This window comes from Sphingobium salicis subsp. salicis (assembly GCF_049472635.1).
GTDB lineage: Bacteria > Pseudomonadota > Alphaproteobacteria > Sphingomonadales > Sphingomonadaceae > Sphingobium > Sphingobium yanoikuyae_A.
On sequence record NZ_JAYRCS010000001.1, the window covers coordinates 2,820,110 to 2,837,639 of the forward strand.

The window sequence follows — 17,530 nt, forward strand, 5'->3', positions numbered from 1 at the left end:
CCGTTGCCCCCGATCGCCCTGCCTATTCCAGTGCGTTCTATTCCAGCGCGTTCACGGCCGCGGCAAAGGCATCGCCGCGCGCCTCGAAATCCCGGAACTGGTCGAAACTGGCGCAGGCCGGCGACAACAGCACGACATCGCCCGGCTGGGCGATGCGCGCGGCGCGACGAACGGCGGCGCTCAGCATCTCGCTGTCATCGACCGCCATGTGCGGCCGCAACAGGTCGGCAAACATGTGGCCCGCCTCACCGATGGTGTAGGCATGGGCGATATTGCCGTAATAAGGCGCGCATTCATCCAGATTGTCGGACTTGGCGACGCCGCCCAAAATCCAGTGGATGCGCGGCTTGCCATCCCTGGCCGGCCAGGCACCCAGTGCCGGCGCGGTCGAGGCGGCATTGGTCGCCTTGCTGTCATTGACGTAGAGCACGCCATTATGCGTGCCCACCGCCTGCATCCGGTGCGGCAGGCTGGCATAGCTGGCGAGCGCGGCCATGATGGTCGCGTCATCGATGTCCAATGCCCGGCCGACGGCGATCGCGACGGCGGCATTCTGGGCATTGTGCGGCCCCTGCAGCGACGGCCAGCCAAGCTGAGCCTCCGGATCGATATCGGCGGCCTTCACTTCGCGCAGTTGCGCCGGGGCCGATGCGGCGATGCCACGGCTCGGCTCATCCTCGGTCGCGATGACCGCGACATGTTCGGCCGACTGCATCGCGAACAGCCGCGCCTTCGACGCGACATAGCCGGCAAAGCCGTTGTAGCGATCAAGATGGTCGGGCGTGATGTTGAGCAGCACAGCGACATCGCAGTCGAGGCTGTGGGTCAGGTCGATCTGATAGCTCGACAATTCCAGCACATAGACGCCCATGCCGTGCAGGTTCGGCTCCAGCGGCTCCTGGCCCAGGATCGGCAGGCCGATATTGCCGCCCATCCGCGCCGGCAGGCCCGCCTGCTCGATGATGTGATGGATCAGCGCGGTGGTGGTCGACTTGCCGTTGGTGCCGGTGATGCCGACGACCTTGTGCGGCGGCAGCGTCGGCCGAGCGAGCGCGAACAGTTCGATGTCGCCGATGATCGGCACGCCCGCAATCTTCGCACGCATCGCGATCGGATGCTTGTTGAGCGGCACGCCCGGCGACACGACGATGCCGTCGAAACCGGCCAGGTCGATCTCCATCGGGTCGCCCAGTTCTGCCTTGTCGGCGACCGCCGCCCGCGCTTCCTCACGACTGTCCCAGGCGACGACGCGCGCGCCGCTGGCGACGAGCGTGTCGACCGTGGCCAGCCCCGAACGGGCCAGCCCCAGAACGGCGTAGGTCTTCCCCTTGAAGGCCTGCGAAACGATCATCCGCTTACCTCAGCTTCAGCGTGGCGAGGCCGGCGAGCGCCAGCACGAAGGAGATGATCCAGAAGCGGATCACCACGGTCGGTTCGGCCCAGCCAAGCTGTTCGAAATGATGGTGGATCGGCGCCATCTTGAACACGCGCTTGCCAGTCCGCTTGTAGAAGAAGACCTGGATGATGACCGACAGTGCCTCGACCACGAACAGGCCGCCGACGACGCCGAGCACGATTTCATGATGGGCGGTTACCGCAATCACGCCAATCGTGCCACCCAGCGCCAGACTGCCGGTATCGCCCATGAAGACGGCAGCGGGCGGCGCATTGAACCAGAGGAACGCCAGCCCCGCGCCGATGATCGCCCCGCACAAGATGGTGAGGTTGCCCGCGCCCGGCACATGCGGGATGCCCAGATAGGTGGCGAAGTCCGCGCGGCCGACCAGATAGACGATCGCCATGAACGCCATGCAGGCGATGATGACCGGCATGGTCGCCAGGCCATCGAGCCCGTCGGTCAGGTTCACCGCATTGCCGAAGGCGACGATGACGAAGGCGGCGAACAGGAAATAGAAAGGCCCAAGCTCGATCGCAGGCCCATTGTAGAAGGGCACGTAGAGCGCGGTGTTGCCATGCTGGTTGACGATCATCCAGGCGGCGAAACCGGCGATCAGGAACTCGAACGCCAGGCGCATCTTGGCCGACAGCCCCTTGTGGCTGGCCTTGGTCACCTTGTCATAATCGTCGAGGAAGCCGATCGCGCCGAAACCCAGGGTCACGAACAGGCAGGCCCAGACATAGGTGGAGGACAGGTCCATCCACAACAGCACCGATACGACCATGGAGGTCAGGATCATCAGGCCGCCCATGGTCGGCGTGCCGCGCTTGGCCAGATGGCTCTGCGGCCCGTCGCTGCGGATCGGCTGCCCCTTGCCCTGGCGCACGCGCAGCCAGCCGATGAACTTGGGGCCGATGACCAGGCCGATGATCAGCGCGGTCGCAATCGCCGCGCCCGCCCGGAAGGACAGGTAGCGGATGAGGTTGAAGGCCCCCGCAAAATCCAGGGTCTGGGCAAGCCAGTAGAGCATCAGTCTTTATCTCCGTCGCGGGCGGCATCGCCAAGGGCGGCGACCAGGCGGGACAGCCCGATGCCATTGGAGCCCTTGACCAGGATCGCGTCACCCGCACGCATTTCCTTGTTGATCAGATCGGTGGCCGACGCGGCGTCCGGCACATGGTCGAAGGCGACGAGGCCGCCAAGGGCGTCGGCCAGCGGCGCCATCTCCTCGCCCACCAATATCGCATAGTCGACGCCATTCTCGCTCAACGGTTGCGAGAGTGCGGCGTGCAGTTCGGTGCTGCGGCTGCCCAGTTCGCGCATGCCGCCCAGCACGGCGATACGGCGGTCGGCCTGCTCGCGCCCCAATTGCTTGAGCGTCGCGGCCATGCTCAAGGGGTTGGCGTTATAGCTTTCGTCGATCAGCAGCGCCTCGCCCCCCGCCACCGGCAGGATGCGGCGCGCACCGCGTCCGGGCAGGCCCGGCATTTCCGCGAGCGCCAGGCCCGCAGCGGCCAGATCGCCGCCCAGCGCCTCGACCGCGGCCAGCACGGCGAGGGAATTGGACACCCAATGATCGCCCGGCGCGCCGACGGTGAAGCAAAGCTCCACCCCCGGCAGCGCGGCGGTCACCAGCGTGCCGCCACCCGGCGCCGGCACGGTATCGCGCACGAAAATATCCGCCTCCGGGCTGAAGCCAAAGGTCAGGATATGATCGGCATGACGCTCCGCCTTGCCATAGAGGGTCGCGACATGCGGGCTGTCATAGGGAATGACAGCGGTGCCGCCCGGCTCCAGCCCCTCGAAAATCTCGGCCTTGGCTTCGGCGATCTTTTCCTCGGTCCCGAAAAATTCGATATGGGCCGGCGCGATGGCGGTGACGATCGCCACGTTCGGGCGCACCTGCCGCGTCAGCGCAGCCAGTTCGCCGGCATGGTTCATGCCCATTTCGAACACGCCATAGGCCGCATCGCGCGGCATCCGCGCCAGACTCAGCGGCACGCCGACATGGTTGTTATAGCTTTTGACCGACCGATGGACGCCGCCCGGACAGGCCCGTTCAAGGGCATGGAACAGCGCTTCCTTGGTGCCGGTCTTGCCGACCGAGCCGGTCACGCCGATGATCTTCGCGTTGCTGCGCTTGCGCGATGCACGGCCCAGCGCTTCCAGCGCGGCGGCGCTGTCAGCCACCAGCACATGGGGATAATCGACCGGCTCGCTGACGATCGCGCCGGCCGCGCCCTGGGCAAAGGCCTTGTCGACGAATTTGTGGCCGTCGGTCGTTTCGCCCTTCATCGCGACGAACAGGTCGCCCGCGCCCACCTCGCGACTGTCGAAGGCTACGCCAGAAACGGCGAACGGCGCCGACACGGCGCCGCCCGTAGCGTCTGCGATCTCGGCCGAGGTCCAGAGATCGCTCACCCCGCGCACTCCCGTGCCACGGTGACATCGTCAAAGGGTAGCACCCGGTCGCCGATGATCTGGCCCTGCTCATGCCCCTTGCCGGCGAGCAGGACGATGTCATCGCCCCCCGCCTGGCCGATGGCGGCGGCGATCGCCGCGCGGCGGCCGCCAATTTCCTCCGCCCCCGGCGCGCCCGCCATCACCGCGGCGCGGATCGCGGAGGGTTCTTCCGAACGGGGATTGTCGTCGGTCACGATGACATGGTCGGCCAGATCGGCGGCAACCTTGCCCATCAGCGGGCGCTTGCCCGCATCGCGATCGCCGCCCGCGCCGAACAGCGCGATCAGCTTGCCCCTGGTATGGGGACGCAGCGCCTCGATCGCGGCGCGCAGGCCGTCGGGCGTATGGGCATAGTCGACATAGACGGGGGCGCCCGCCTTGCTGATGACCGCGCGTTCCAGACGGCCGCGCACCGGCTGGACCCGGCCCAGCAATTCCAGCACCTTGGCCGTATCGCCGCCAGTCGCGATGACGAGCCCTGCCGCCGTCAGCGCATTGGCCGCCTGATAGGCGCCGATCAGCGGCAGATTGACCTTGTAGAGCTTGCCATCGGCTTCGATTTCCAGCGTCTGGCCCAACTGGGTCGGGGTGCGGTTGGCAAGACGCAATGCCTGCCCCTGCACCCCGACGCTCAGCACACGAAGCCCCCGCTTCGTAGCCCGCTGGATCGCCTTGTCCGACCATTCATCGTCGGCCCAGATGACGGCCGCGCCGCCATCGCCCACGACTTCGTCGAACAGGCGCATCTTGGCGTCGAAATAGCTGTCCATGTCGCCATGATAATCGAGATGATCGCGCGACAGGTTGGTGAAGGCGCCGGCCGCAACCGGCAGGCCTTCGGTGCGATACTGGTCGAGGCCATGGCTCGACGCCTCGAACGCGGCATGGGTGATACCCTCGCGCTTGAGGCCCGACATGTTGGCAAGGAAGGTGACGATGTCCGGCGTGGTGAGGCCGGTCGACACCTGATCGACCGAGGTGGTGACGCCCAGCGTCCCGATCGAGGCCGACTTGTGGCCCAGCATGCGCCACAGCTGGCGCGCCAGTTCGACCGTGCTGGTCTTGCCATTGGTGCCGGTGACGGCGACGGTCACATCCGGGAAAGGCGCGAAATAGCGCGCGGCCAGTTGCGCGAACAGGCGGCGGGGATTGGCGTCGGCGATATGCACCGCGCCCTCGACCTTCGCCTCCGGCCGGGCGACGATCGCGACCGCACCGGCCTTCACCGCGTCGGCAATAAAATCCTCGCCATTGACTCGCAGGCCCTGAAAGGCACCGAAGATGGTGCCCGGCGCAACCTTGCGATTGTCGATGGCAAAACCCGTCACGGACGTGTCGAGGCCGGTGTTGCCACCGACCTCGACGCCCAGCTCCTCGATTAGCGACCCGAGGCGCATCACTCTGTCTCCTTGTCGCCGTGCAACAGCGGCATCAAATCCGAAATATCCACGTCCCGCCGCTCGTCCGGCATTACCCCAAGCATCGGCCCGGTGCGCTCCACCACCCGCTTCACCACCGGCGCCGCCGTCCATGCAGCGGTGCGCAGGCCATATTGGCCCGTCGCCTCGTCCATCGTGACGAGAACCACATAGCGGGGATTGTCCATCGGGAAGGCGGAAGCGAAAGTCGTCACCAGCGAAGTCTTGTTGTAGCGCCCTTCCTGGGGCTTTTCAGCGGAACCCGTCTTGCCGCCCACCCGGAATCCCTTGGCGTCGGCGCTACGCCCTGTACCCGCCGACACGATCATCCGCAACAGCTGGCGCATGCGCGCGCTGGTCGCGGCGGAAAAGACGCGGCGGCCCTCGGGCACTTCGTCGGCCTTGAGCTTGCGGATCGTCGCCGGGCGCCAGATGCCGCCATTGACCAGCGCCGCATAGGCCGCCGCCAGATGCAGCGGCGTCACCGCGATGCCATGGCCGTAAGACGTGGTCATGCTGGTGATCCGGCCCCAATTGGTCGGCCACAGGCCACCGGCACGCTCATTGAACTCGATCGGCGCGCGCTGGTCGAAATCCAGGCTGCGGAACAGCTTCTGCAGCGGCGCCGCACCCATTTCGTCGGCGATCCGGGCGGTGCCGATATTGGAGCTGTGGACCAGGATTTCCGGCACGTTGATCCAGCGGCCAAGCGAGTGGTCGTCCTTGATGCGGAAGCCGCCAACGGCCAGCGGCGCGGTCGCGTCATAACGCTTGCTCATCGAGGTCACGACGCCCGCATCCATGGCCGCCGCGATCGACAGCGGCTTGAACGCCGAACCCAGCTCATAGCGGGCCTGCACCATATGGTTGCAGAGCGGCGATTCGGAGCAGCGCTTGCCGGCATAATTTTGCAGCTTGTTGGGATCGAACACCGGGATCGATGCCATGGCGATCACTTCGCCGGTATTGACGTCCAGGATGATGCCGCCGGCGCCCTTGGCCCGCGTCTGGACCAGCTGGGCATAGAGCTCGCTTTCCAGCGCGCCCTGCACCCGGCTGTCGATCGACATGGCAAAGGGCCGGCTACGCTGCGCCGGGTCGATCATCCGATCGTTGAACGCCGCCTCCACGCCCATGCCGCCCTTGCCCTCGGCATTGGGCGCAAAGCCGAGAATATGCGCGGCCAGCGTGCGCTGGGGATAGAGGCGTTCCTTTTCGCGCGGAAATTCGATACCGATCTCGCCCAGCGCATTCACCGCCGCCACTTCCTCGGGCAGCGCACGGCGGCGCAGATAGGCCCAGCCGCGCCCCCTCAGCTTCTTGGCGAACACCGCTTCGGACTCGTCCGGGAAGATTTCGTGCAGCTTGCGCGCCAGCTCGTCGGGATCACCGATCAGCTTGGACGGGCGCACCGCGATCGAATAGGCGTCCATGGTCCGCGCCAGCGGCACGCCATTGCGGTCGACAATGTCCGCGCGCGCCGGGGTGAAGCCCGACAATCCATCGCCATTGCCGTTGCCGCTCGCAAAAATGCCGACCCAGGTCAGACGCAGGATCAGCACGGCCGTGATCATCATGAACAGGATCAACAGCAACATCAGGCGATTATGCGCGATCGCCGTCAGGTTGACCCGCTGCCGCCCGGCACGGGCGCCGCCCGGCTGGACGATGATCGTGGCCATTAGCGGCCTCCCTTTCGCTCGCGCGCCGCACGGGCGCTGAGGTCACCCATGGTGCTGTCGTCCAGCAGCTTGGCGTCCAGCATCGCCATGCGCTCGGCCCGGCGCGCGACCGGATTGGGCCGCGACACGTCGGCGTCGGCCTTGGCGCGCTGTTCGGCCAGCTTCACCGGTGCGGCGGGCTTGGCCAGCTTCTCGACATTATCGGCGGCATGCGCCTCGCGGATCACGGCGATATCGCTGCGGATCTGGCTGGCGGCGGGGCTGGCCGGCGCGGCCTGCGGCGCGGACGGCAGATCGGCCGGCGTCTCGACCATCGCCACCATCACCGGCGGCGCGACATAGTCCGGGCCGTTGGGCTGGACGCCATCCAGATGCGCCAGCGCCTGTTCGCCCGCCAGATACTGGCCGGCGGTCGGCGTCGCATACATGAAGTCGTCCTGGTTCCACCGCTCCAGCTGGCGCATGCTGGCGCGCGCGCTGAACTCGGTTTCCAGATAGCGGATATCGCCGCGCGCCTGCGCGATCTGCATCCGCACCCGCATCACGTCATTGCGCTCGGTCGCAACCTTCAAGGAGACGAGATAGGCGCCAAGCGCACCAAGCGCGACCAGCAACACCCAGATCAGGCTCTGCAATCTCTTGACCGCGATCATGGCCGGGCACTCCGATGGGCATTGGCAACAGGGGCGCCGGTCCGCACGGCGCTGCGCAGGGTGGCGGAACGGGCACGCGGATTGCGCGCCAGTTCAGTTTCGCCGGGCTTGACGGCCTTGGCGGGCTTTTCGAATGCAGGCGCAGCCTCGGCCTTCTTCTCGGGCAGGTGACGCGATCCGCCCGCCTCGCTGCCGCTGCGCTTGCGCAGGAACTGCTTGACGATGCGGTCCTCCAGACTGTGGAAGGTCACGATCGCAAGGCGGCCGCCCGGCTCCAGCAGCGCTTCCGCCGCTTCGAGCGCGCGCTCCAGCTCCTCCAGTTCGCGATTCACATGGATGCGGATCGCCTGGAAGGTGCGGGTCGAAGGATCCTTCTTGTCATGCGGCTTGTAGCCCAGCGCCCGGCGCACGACGGCAGCTAGCTGCCCGGTCCGCTCCAGCGGCCGCGCATCGACGATCGCGCGGGCAACGCGGCGCGAACGCGGCTCCTCGCCATAGCGATAGATGACGTCGGCAATATCCTCTTCCGCGGCGGTGTTGAGGAAATCGGCCGCGCTCATGCCGCCCTGACTCATCGTCATGTCGAGCAGGCCGTCCGCCTGAAAGGAAAAACCGCGTTCGGGCCGGTCGAGCTGCATCGACGACACGCCAATATCCAGCGTGATGCCCGACACGCTACTGACGCCGCGCTCGGCCAGCAGCTCCTCCATCCGCGAAAATTCGCCGGGGATCAGCGTGATACCCTTTTCATCGGCCAGCGCCTGCCCTTCCCGGATCGCATCGGGGTCGCGATCAAAGGCAAAGACCTGCGCGCCAGCCGCCGCCATGGCGCTGGAATAGCCGCCCGCGCCGAACGTGCCGTCGACATGCCGCTCGCCTGGGGTAATGGCGAGCGCATCGAGCACTTCGGTCAGAAGGACGGGGATATGCGGCGCGGCGCTCACTTGCCGCCCTCCGCCGCGCGCTGTTCCAGCCAGCGGCGCACCTTGTTGCGGATCAGCGCCGGGCGATCCGGGCTTTCGACCAGCGCCTCGGGCTTCCAGATCTGGAAATAACGGCCAACGCCATAGAAGAACACGACGTCCGTGATACCGGCCTCTTCCTTGATATCGGGGTGCAGGAAGAAGCGGCCACCCTCGTCGAAATTCACGTCCTCGATCGTGCCCAGGCGATTCTCGCGCTCCAGATCACCATTGAACGGGCGATTGGCGGCGCGCGCCTCGCGCTCCAGCTCATTCACTTCCTCGAACAGGAACAGCTTGTGGGACAGGCCGAAGCCGGTGGCGCAGCCATTGTCCATATGGACCGACAGGCACAGACGGTTTTCGCCGCCGCTCGCCAGCTTCACCTGGCGGCGCATCTCCAGGGGCAGCACGAAACGGCCCTTGCCGTCCGCGACGCTGAACGCGTTGCCCGAATAGAGAATGACGTCCGACACGCTGGAAATTCGCCCCTTTTAAGCAGGGCGCAGGCTTCCCGTCGCCGGAATCGCGTTTTCGAATCCCGACGCAAGACTCTCGCAAAGCCTGACTAACCCCAATGTTGGAATATCTACCAAGCATGAGGCGGCCTGCAAAGGGAAATGTTGGGTGAAGTTGGGAAAAGCCGGTCAGAAACGGGATTAACCGTTTTTTCCTCCTTTCACCAGCTTATTTTCACTTTTTGTTCTCATGTCATTCCGCCCGGAACGACAGCGCAGCAGCATCAGACCCAGTATCGCCCAGCCTGTCCCAGCCAGAAGCGCCGATCGCAGCCCCAGCCGGACATCCGCGACATCGCGCATCCAGCGGCGGCCATCCGGCATCTCCGCCCCCAGCCATTGCGCCAGCAGCGCCGGCGTATCCGCGCTCCAGGCGCGCGGATCGAGCGGCCGCGCCGGGTCGGCCAGCCACAGCCGGTCGTCGATCAGGTCCGCGTCACCCAGCAACAGCGCCTCCCCGCGCCCGATCCGCAGCCGCAGCGGAACAGCGCCCTCCTGCCCCTCCAATGACAGGGGCTGCATCCCGGCCATCGTCAAAAGCCGCCCATCCGGCAGGAAATGGCGTATTTCCCGATCGCGCACCGCGCCGCCCCGCACGCCCCAATGCGCCAGCAAGGGGCCAAGCGTGCCGACCATCGGCGCCCGGCGCCGGTCACCCAGCGGCAAATCGGACGGCCAGCGCAGACGCGGATCGGCGAGCAGCAGCAGCCGGCCGCCATCCCGGACCCAGCGGTCAAGCGCGACCAGCGCCTGCGGCGTCATCGGTCGGGGCTGCGCCAGCAGCAGGACGGACGTGCCAGATGCCGCCAGTGCCCGCACATCATCGATCGGCCGCACGTCGAACCGGCTGCGCAGCAGCGTCACGATCGGCGCGTCCCGCCTTGTCCCAGCCCCACCCTCTTCCCAGAAGAGCGGCAGCGCGGTGATGACGGCAAGCACCGGACGATCAGGCTGGGAGGAAATGGGACGGGCCGGACCGAAGCCGAGCAGCAGCAGCGCCACGACCAATGCGACACATGCCGGCAGCCAGCGCCGCTGCCACAGCAAAGTGCCACCGCCGGCCGCCGCCAGCGCCAGCGCCAGCAGCAGCAAGCCGATCATGGCCCAGGGGTCGGGCATGCGCGCAGCGGCCAGGGCGCAGAAGAGCAGCGCCATCCCGGCGCCACCCAGCCCCACCCACAGCGCATGCAGAAAGTCCTGCCGCGCCAGCCACCACCCCGTCGGCACGAGCAACAGCAATGCCGGCCAGCCCCAGCACCATGGGTCCGCCTGCCCGGTGCGCCAGGCAGCCGCCAGACCGGCGAGCAGCATCAGCGTCGCCGGCAGCAACAGGGTGAGCAATCGCGAAAGAAAGCGAACGAACGACATCATCGCCCGTCAGGGCGTCTGCGGCGTGGGTTCCTGGTCCATCGGCTTGCGGATCTTGGGATCGGGCTGCAGATCGGGGACGATCGGCGCCATTTCCGGTGCGGGCTGCACACCCAGTTCGGCGAGCGGCTCCTTGGGCGTGGTGGCGGCGACAGCGGCATTGACGTCGATCGTCGGCACGGCCGGCGGCGCGGACGCAATATCGTCCACCCGCGCCTTGTCGATGACGATGTTCGCCAGCCCGACCAGCAGGACAACGCCTGCCAGGCCGGTCAGCCCTATCTGAACGCGCTGCAACCCCTCCTGTCGGCGGGAATGATCAGCCATGAACATGCTCTATTTTATGCCGCCGCGACCCGTGTCGGCCCGTCAATTGTGCGCGAGCCAGGGGAATATCGTCAAGCCCTTCGATTCGAGCCACTGCCGGTTGTAGAGGGTCGACAGATAGCGGAAGCCGGTATCGCACAGGATTGTCACGATTTTCTTGCCAGGCCCAAGCTGTTTCGCAAGCGCAACCGCACCCGCGACATTGATGCCCGACGACAGGCCCAGGCACAGCCCTTCCTCGGCCAGCAGGCGGCGGACCCACTCCAGCCCCTCCTCGTCGGAAATGCGGAACTGGGTGTCGATCGGCGCGCCTTCCAGATTGGCGGTGATGCGCCCCTGGCCGATACCTTCGGCGACCGAATTGCCCTCCGCCTTCAACTCGCCATGGGCATAATAATTATAGAGCGCCGCGCCATGGGGATCGGCGAGACCGATGACGATATTCTCGTCATGCGCCTTGAGGCCCAGGCCCACGCCGGCGATCGTGCCGCCGGTGCCGGCCGCACAAATGAAGCCGTCGATCCGACCTTCCATCTGGGTCCAGATTTCCTCGGCCGTGCCGACGATATGCGCCTTGCGATTGGCGATATTGTCGAACTGGTTGGCCCAGATCGCGCCCTCCGTCTCCTCCGCCAGGCGGCGCGAGGTGTGGACGAAATGACCGGGGTTGGAATAGGGCGCCGCCGGCACCGTCACCAGTTCCGCGCCCAGCGCGCGCAGCGTGTCCATCTTTTCCCGGCTCTGCGTCTCGGGCATGACGATGATCGACTTGTACCCCTTGGCATTGGCGACCAGCGCCAGGCCGATGCCGGTATTGCCGGCCGTCCCCTCGACGATCGTGCCGCCGGGCTTCAGCAGCCCCTTCTCCTCGGCATCATTGACGATGAACAGGGCGGCGCGATCCTTCACCGATGCGCCGGGATTGGCAAATTCGCACTTGGCGTAGATATCGCATCCGGTGGCTTCGGACGGACCGGCGAGACGCACCATCGGGGTATTACCGATCAGGGCGAGGCTATCTTTTTGGAGCAGCATGCACCCCGCATAGCGGAGCCGATACGTGCTTGCCAAGCAAGGGAATGCTGCATCACGAAAAGAGCCGGTTTGCCCCGGCTTTGCGCGCCGGTCGCCCGCCCCCGATCCAGGGTCGGCCCGATTCCGTGGAGGAATTGGAAAGGAAAATCGGCTATGGCCAGGGCCGCGCGGCAATCGGGCCCGCTCGATACCGGCTGGATGATGCGGCTTTCGCGACAACAGGAACGATGGATCTGGCATGGCGGCCTGGGCGCACTGGCGCTTGCGGTGCTGGTCGTGCCGCACCTCATCACCGCCGCGCCGCTCGACATGCTGGCCGAGGATCATCATGGCCCCGATCCGGCCGAGCAGGCGGGCGCCAATTTCCCCGGCTCCGCCTTCTTCTATGCCGAGGGCGCCTTCGATCCGGCGCCCGGCGCGCTCACCATCCAGAGCCCGCATGTCATGGGCCTGGCCGAGGTCAAGGCAGCGCCGGCCGCCACCTTCCGCGGGCTCACCGCGACCGACAGCTATCGCGCGCTCAACTGCCTGACATCGGCCATCTATTATGAAGCCGGGAATGAGCCGGAGGAGGGGCAGCGCGCCGTGGCACAGGTGGTATTGAACCGCGTGCGCAGCCCGCTCTGGCCCAACAGCGTCTGCGGCGTCGTCTATCAGGGATCGGAACGCACCGACTTCCACTGCCAGTTCACCTTCAGCTGCGATGGCGCCATGGCCCGCCTGCCCAACGCCGTCGCCTGGGTCCGCGCGCGCGGCATCGCCCAGCAGGCCCTGTCGGGCAAGGCTTACGCCCCGGTGGGCCTTGCCACCCATTATCATACGCTGGCCGTCCGCCCGGCCTGGTCCGCCACGCTGCAGCCGGTTGCCGTGATCGGCGCTCATATCTTCTATCGCGGTATGGGCTTTAACGGCACGCCCGCCGCCTTCGGCGACGCCTATCCGGGGCGCGAACTGATATCCGGCCCTGCCCGCCGGATCTGGCCGGTCCAGCCGGTGACGCCCGTCGAACTGATGAGCGCGGGACCGGCAACCGCCTATGTGCCCCTGCCGACGGTCGCGCCCTCCACGCCGGCGACGCAGCCAGCCCCCACGCCCCTTGCCGCGCCGATCGACAATCTGCCGGAATCGACGATCCGCCCCGAATATCGCAACAGCGGCCGGCCGCTCGGTTGAACCGCACCATCTTTTTGCGCTCGCCTGGCGAGATTATTTTAGGTTAATATCCAATCAACCAGCGAAATGCCTGAAAACAAGGGCAATTAAAATTCGCGATCAGGAGCGGAAATCGGGAACCACCCGCTTTGCCGCTCGTTCTGCATTTCGGATAGCAAATCTTTTGCCCCCCGCTCTTGCTATCCAAAAAATATGAGCCCGGAACGCATCATCCCCCCCCGACGCGTTCCGGGCTCAGACTTTTTCGGGCCACCCTCCCCCATCGTCGAACCAGCGCCAGCCGGCGGAACCCTTCCCGTCCAGGCGTGTTCTCCAGCGGTCACCGATATGGCTCGCCATGCGGTCGGCCGATATTTCGGAAGGAGAAACCGATGACCAAGACAATCGTCACCGCGCTGCTGCTCACCGGCTCGCTGCTGGTATCCGCCTGCAACACGGTGGAAGGCGCTGGCAGGGACGTGCAGAGCGCCGGCAAGGCCGTCGAGAAGTCGGCCAACTGATCACATAAAAAGGCCCGCGTTTCGCGGGCCTTTTCTTATGCGGAAACTTCCTCTGCCGCCGCTTCTGCGGCGGCCCGTTTTGCTTGGCTGCGATCGGTGAACCAGATCGCGACCAGCGTGATTTCGTATAGCAGCAGCAGCGGGATGGCGAGCATCAGCTGCGACACCACATCCGGCGGGGTCAGCACCGCGGCCAGGATGAACGCGCCGACGATCATGTAGCGGCGCATACCCTTGAGCTGGTCACGCGACACAAAGCCGGCCCGGTTGAGCAGCATCAGCAGCACCGGCAGCAGGAAACAGATGCCGAAAGCCAGGATAAACTGCATCACCAGGCCCAGATAGCTGTCCGCGCTCGGCAATGCCTCGATCTGCAGCCCGCTTGCATCCCCCTGATAGCCCAGGAAGAAATGGAAGGCGGTCGGCATCACCACGAAATAGGCCAGGCTCGCGCCCAGCGCGAACAGGAAGGGCGTGGCGATCAGGAACGGCAGCAGCGCCTTCTTTTCCTTCGCATACAGGCCCGGCGCGACGAACGCCCAGAGCTGGTTGGCGATGATCGGAAAGGACAGGCAGAAGGCACCGAAGGCCGCGATCTTGATCTGCACGAAAAAGGCTTCGTAGAGTTTGGTATAGACCAGCTTGCCGCCGGCGTCGCCAAAGGCTTCCTTGAGCGGATGGACCAGGATGGCAAAGAGCTGTTCGGAGAAATAGAAACAGATCCCCCCGGTGATGAACAGCGCATAGACGCATTTGAGCAGGCGGCTGCGTAGCTCGATCAGATGGTCCAGCAAAGGCGCCTTGCTGTCGTCAATCTCGCCGATCATGCCGCCGCATCCCCCTGCTTGGGCGCCACCGGCTCCTCGGCAACATAGGGTGGCTTGTCCGCCACCGGTGGCGGCGCGGCCTCCGCCACATAGGGCGGCGCATCGGCAACGGGGGCCGCCGGCGCTTCCGCCACATAAGGCGGCTTGTCGTCTACAGCCGAAGCAGCGGGCGCATCGCTGGCCGAACCATGCTCGATGACCTGGGTTTCTGGAACCTGGGTCTCGGGCGGATGCTCGGCCATGATGCGCTTATTCTGCTCGGCCCATTTCTTTTCCAGCTCTTCCAGCTCAACTTCCCGCACCATGGCATCGATGCCGGTGCGGAAATGCCGGGCCATGCCCTGGGCCTTCCCCACGATCTGCCCCACCTTGTAGAGCGCGCGCGGAAGATCCTTCGGGCCGATCACTATCACCGCAATGATCACGATCACCAGAAATTCGGTCGAATCGATGCCAAACATGCGCGACTACCAGCCTGCGTTAGAGATCAGGCCTTGGTCTTTTCTTCGGTTGCGCTCGGCGCATCCTGTTCGGGCACGCGATGACCCTCGATCCGGGTCGCGGGCTTTGCCGGCGTCGCGTCGTCCTCGTCGTCGGCCATGCCCTTCTTGAAGCTCTTGATGCCCTTGGCCACGTCACCCATCAGGCCGGAAATCCGGCCGCCACCGAACAGCAGCATGACGACCAGGAGCACGATCACCCAGTGCATCAGCGAGAAAGAACCCATTTTCACATACTCCTGAAAGGAGGCCTTTCTAGGCCTCTTCCTCATCCTTTTCCAGAACGGATTGACCGCCCAGACCCTCCAGCGCCAAATCCACCGGATCCAGCAACCCCGCAGCCCGCAAATCGTCCAGACCCGGCAAGTCCCGGCGGCTGCTAAGGCCAAAATGTGACAGAAACTCTACGCTGGTCGCATAGATGAGCGGGCGACCCGGCACTTCGCGCCGCCCCACCGGACGCACCCAGCCAGCCTCCATCAGCACATCCAGCGTGCCCTTGGCCACCTGAACCCCGCGAATCGCCTCGATCTCCGCGCGGCTCACCGGCTCATGATAGGCGATGATCGCCAGCGTCTCCATCGCGGCGCGGGACAGCTTGCGCGTCTCGTCCCGTTCCCGCCGCAGGATATGCGCCAGGTCGGCCGCCGTCTGGAAATGCCAGCGCCCGCCCCGCTCGACCAGATTGACGCCGCGCCCGGCATAATCCTGCGCCAGCCCGGCCAGCGTCGCGGGCAGATCACCGCCATCGCCGACATGGGCGCGCAGTTCGGCAGGCGTCAGCGGCTCCTCCGACGCGAACAAGGCCGCCTCCACCGCGCGCGCGAAATCATCCATCTCCCGGATCACCGCAACTGCTCCCATTGATCGCCCGACAGCGCCGCCCGCAGATAGATCGGCTCGAATATTCCGTCCTGCCTTATGTCCACCCGCCCCTGCTTGGCCAGTTCCAGCATCGCCACGAAGCTGCTGGCCAGCGCCGATTTCGCCATCGGTCCGTCGCGATCGTCGGGCAGGAAGGATTCCAGGGTCGTCCAGTCGAGCGCCGATCCGACCAGCGCACTCACCCGCTGGATCGCCTCGTCGAGGGTCATCACCGGCCGCACCGCAACCATATGCACCACCGGCTGGTTACGCGCGCGGATCTGGCCATAGGCCTGGATCAGATCATAAAGGCTGGCGCTCCACTTCGCCCGCCGCACCATGTGCAGCCCCTCGGGCCGGGGGCGGACGAACACGTCGCGCCCGATTCGATCGCCGGCCATCAGTCGCGCGCCGGCCTCGCGCATGGCGTGCAGCCGTTGCAGCCGCAATTGCAGCCGCAGCGCCATTTCCTCGGGACTGGGCTCGGGCTGCGCTTCCTTGGGCAGCAGCATCGCCGATTTGAGATAGGCGAGCCACGCCGCCATCACCAGATAGTCGGCCGCCAGTTCCAGCTTCAGCTGCCGCGCGCCATCTACATAGGCCAGATATTGCTCGACCAGCGCCAGGATGGAGATTTCGCGCAGGTCGACCTTCTGCGTCCGCGCCAGCGCCAGCAACAGGTCGAGCGGCCCCTCCCAGCTTTCGAAGCTGACGGTCAGGACCTCGGCGGGCGTCGCGGCCGGGGCGGTGAAGAGATCGTCCATCGCCCCCGCGTCCGCGATCAGGCCGGAACCAGCGCCAGCAACGTGTCGCGGGTCGCCAGCAACTCCTCGAACGGCGGCAGGTCGGCGACATGGGCCGAGCCCATCGCCCGATCGAGCCGCGCCTGCGCCGCCGGCGTGATCTCCGGCAGCAGATTGGCGATGCCGACCATATCGTCCATCCGCCCCCAGCAATTGAGCGCCAGGTCGCACCCGGCCGCGACCACGCCGGCGGCCAGTTCCGGAATCGAGCCCTTGAGCGCCTTCATGTCGAGATCGTCGGACATCAGCAGCCCGTCAAAGCCGATGCGCTGGCGAATAATCTCCTCGATCACGATCGGCGACAGGCTGGCCGGCCGATCGGCATCCCAGGCGGTGTAGACGACATGGGCCGTCATGCCCATCGGTGCGTCCTTGAGCGCGCGGAACGGCGCCAGGTCGGTGTCCAGTTCCTCCGTCCCGGCATGGACGACCGGCAGTTCCAGATGGCTGTCGACCAGCGCGCGGCCATGGCCGGGCATATGCTTGACGATGCCCACCACATTGCCGTCGGCCAGCCCCTCGATCACGGCGCGACCAAGCGCCGCGACGCGCATCGGTTCGGCGCCCAGCGTCCGGTCGCCCATGATGTCGCTTGCGCCCGCCTGCCGCACGTCCAGCAGCGGCAGCGCATCGACCGTGATGCCAACCTCCGCCAGCATCAGCGCCAGAGCCCGCGCATTGGCCCGCGCCGCCGCGATCGCGCTGGACGGCGCAATGTCATAGAGATGATCGAACACCGCGCCGGCGGGAAAGCTGGGCCAGACCGGCGCCTGCATCCGCGCGACCCGGCCGCCCTCCTGATCGATCATGATCAGCAGGTCGTCGCGCCCGTGCAGCGCGCGCAGTTCGTCGGTCAGCGCCCGCACCTGCGCGCGATCGGCGATGTTGCGCTTGAACAAGATATAGCCGGCCGGCTGCGCCTCGGCAAAGAAGGCGCGCTCGTCGGCGGTCAGGGTTTCGCCGGATAGGCCGAAGATGACGGGTTTCATGACGCCGATGCTAATGACTAAGGCGCGGGCTGTCGACGCCCGCGCCCTG

Annotated in this window: 19 protein-coding genes; 2 read left to right on the forward strand and 17 right to left on the reverse strand. The window is 66.1% G+C overall.

Features of this window, described 5'->3' with window-relative positions:
- Nucleotides 1-37: 37 nt before the first annotated feature.
- From murD to VHN57_RS13775, 11 genes are all read right to left on the reverse strand, one after another.
- Nucleotides 38-1,351: a UDP-N-acetylmuramoyl-L-alanine--D-glutamate ligase gene (murD, locus tag VHN57_RS13725; RefSeq protein WP_278984984.1), complete on the reverse strand. Its 1,314-nt coding sequence runs from the start codon at nucleotides 1,349-1,351 to the stop codon at nucleotides 38-40.
- 4 nt (nucleotides 1,352-1,355) lie between these two features.
- The gene (mraY, locus tag VHN57_RS13730; RefSeq protein ID WP_017501213.1) at nucleotides 1,356-2,429 is read right to left on the reverse strand and encodes a phospho-N-acetylmuramoyl-pentapeptide-transferase; all 1,074 of its coding nucleotides are present in this window, start codon (nucleotides 2,427-2,429) and stop codon (nucleotides 1,356-1,358) included.
- Complete coding sequence (locus VHN57_RS13735) at nucleotides 2,429-3,820, reverse strand: UDP-N-acetylmuramoyl-tripeptide--D-alanyl-D-alanine ligase (RefSeq protein ID WP_004207963.1); 1,392 nt, start codon at nucleotides 3,818-3,820, stop codon at nucleotides 2,429-2,431. Before VHN57_RS13735 ends, mraY begins: the two co-directional genes overlap by 1 nt.
- Complete coding sequence (locus tag VHN57_RS13740) at nucleotides 3,817-5,259, reverse strand: UDP-N-acetylmuramoyl-L-alanyl-D-glutamate--2,6-diaminopimelate ligase (RefSeq protein ID WP_010336273.1); 1,443 nt, start codon at nucleotides 5,257-5,259, stop codon at nucleotides 3,817-3,819. The genes VHN57_RS13735 and VHN57_RS13740 overlap by 4 nt, the downstream gene beginning before the upstream one ends.
- A complete protein-coding gene (locus VHN57_RS13745) occupies nucleotides 5,259-6,962 on the reverse strand; it encodes a peptidoglycan D,D-transpeptidase FtsI family protein (protein WP_004207965.1) in 1,704 nt (567 codons plus the stop codon). Before VHN57_RS13745 ends, VHN57_RS13740 begins: the two co-directional genes overlap by 1 nt.
- On the reverse strand, nucleotides 6,962-7,615 hold the full coding sequence (locus VHN57_RS13750) for a hypothetical protein (protein ID WP_004207966.1): 654 nt from the start codon (nucleotides 7,613-7,615) through the stop codon (nucleotides 6,962-6,964). Before VHN57_RS13750 ends, VHN57_RS13745 begins: the two co-directional genes overlap by 1 nt.
- Nucleotides 7,612-8,559 carry a 16S rRNA (cytosine(1402)-N(4))-methyltransferase RsmH gene (gene rsmH, locus VHN57_RS13755; protein ID WP_423284190.1) on the reverse strand — a complete coding sequence of 316 codons (948 nt, stop codon included), beginning with the start codon at nucleotides 8,557-8,559 and terminating at the stop codon, nucleotides 7,612-7,614. Before rsmH ends, VHN57_RS13750 begins: the two co-directional genes overlap by 4 nt.
- Nucleotides 8,556-9,053 (reverse strand): division/cell wall cluster transcriptional repressor MraZ, encoded by a 498-nt coding sequence (locus VHN57_RS13760; RefSeq protein WP_004207968.1) that lies wholly within the window; start codon nucleotides 9,051-9,053, stop codon nucleotides 8,556-8,558. Before VHN57_RS13760 ends, rsmH begins: the two co-directional genes overlap by 4 nt.
- A 183-nt stretch (nucleotides 9,054-9,236) precedes the next feature.
- Nucleotides 9,237-10,466, reverse strand: coding sequence for a Gldg family protein (locus VHN57_RS13765; protein WP_278984988.1), 1,230 nt, complete (start codon nucleotides 10,464-10,466; stop codon nucleotides 9,237-9,239).
- A gap of 6 nt (nucleotides 10,467-10,472) precedes the next feature.
- Complete coding sequence (locus tag VHN57_RS13770) at nucleotides 10,473-10,790, reverse strand: hypothetical protein (protein WP_004207970.1); 318 nt, start codon at nucleotides 10,788-10,790, stop codon at nucleotides 10,473-10,475.
- Nucleotides 10,791-10,832: 42 nt separating this feature from the next.
- A complete protein-coding gene (locus VHN57_RS13775; RefSeq protein ID WP_037510479.1) occupies nucleotides 10,833-11,825 on the reverse strand; it encodes a cysteine synthase A in 993 nt (330 codons plus the stop codon).
- Between the two features lie 198 nt (nucleotides 11,826-12,023).
- Between VHN57_RS13775 and VHN57_RS13780 the strand changes: the two genes are divergently transcribed.
- Together VHN57_RS13780 and VHN57_RS13785 are read left to right on the forward strand one after the other, a co-directional pair.
- Entirely contained in the window at nucleotides 12,024-12,998 is a 975-nt protein-coding gene (locus VHN57_RS13780) for a cell wall hydrolase (protein WP_278985008.1), read from the forward strand.
- Nucleotides 12,999-13,369: 371 nt separating this feature from the next.
- Nucleotides 13,370-13,498 (forward strand): entericidin A/B family lipoprotein, encoded by a 129-nt coding sequence (locus VHN57_RS13785; protein ID WP_004207973.1) that lies wholly within the window; start codon nucleotides 13,370-13,372, stop codon nucleotides 13,496-13,498.
- Nucleotides 13,499-13,533: 35 nt separating this feature from the next.
- Here the strand turns inward: VHN57_RS13785 and tatC are convergent, their stop codons facing one another.
- From tatC to nagZ, 6 genes are read right to left on the reverse strand one after another with little or no spacing between them, the layout of a single operon-like run.
- Nucleotides 13,534-14,325, reverse strand: coding sequence for a twin-arginine translocase subunit TatC (tatC, locus tag VHN57_RS13790; protein WP_017501221.1), 792 nt, complete (start codon nucleotides 14,323-14,325; stop codon nucleotides 13,534-13,536).
- Nucleotides 14,322-14,786, reverse strand: a complete 465-nt coding sequence (locus VHN57_RS13795; RefSeq protein ID WP_048938792.1) for a Sec-independent protein translocase family protein — start codon at nucleotides 14,784-14,786, stop codon at nucleotides 14,322-14,324. Before VHN57_RS13795 ends, tatC begins: the two co-directional genes overlap by 4 nt.
- Nucleotides 14,787-14,812: 26 nt before the next feature.
- The gene (locus tag VHN57_RS13800; protein ID WP_004207976.1) at nucleotides 14,813-15,052 is read right to left on the reverse strand and encodes a twin-arginine translocase TatA/TatE family subunit; all 240 of its coding nucleotides are present in this window, start codon (nucleotides 15,050-15,052) and stop codon (nucleotides 14,813-14,815) included.
- Between the two features lie 28 nt (nucleotides 15,053-15,080).
- Complete coding sequence (gene scpB, locus VHN57_RS13805) at nucleotides 15,081-15,662, reverse strand: SMC-Scp complex subunit ScpB (protein WP_010336265.1); 582 nt, start codon at nucleotides 15,660-15,662, stop codon at nucleotides 15,081-15,083.
- A gap of 8 nt (nucleotides 15,663-15,670) precedes the next feature.
- Nucleotides 15,671-16,453 (reverse strand): segregation and condensation protein A, encoded by a 783-nt coding sequence (locus tag VHN57_RS13810; RefSeq protein ID WP_004207978.1) that lies wholly within the window; start codon nucleotides 16,451-16,453, stop codon nucleotides 15,671-15,673.
- Nucleotides 16,454-16,470: 17 nt separating this feature from the next.
- Entirely contained in the window at nucleotides 16,471-17,481 is a 1,011-nt protein-coding gene (gene nagZ, locus VHN57_RS13815; RefSeq protein ID WP_048938791.1) for a beta-N-acetylhexosaminidase, read from the reverse strand.
- Between the last annotated feature and the right edge of the window lie 49 nt (nucleotides 17,482-17,530).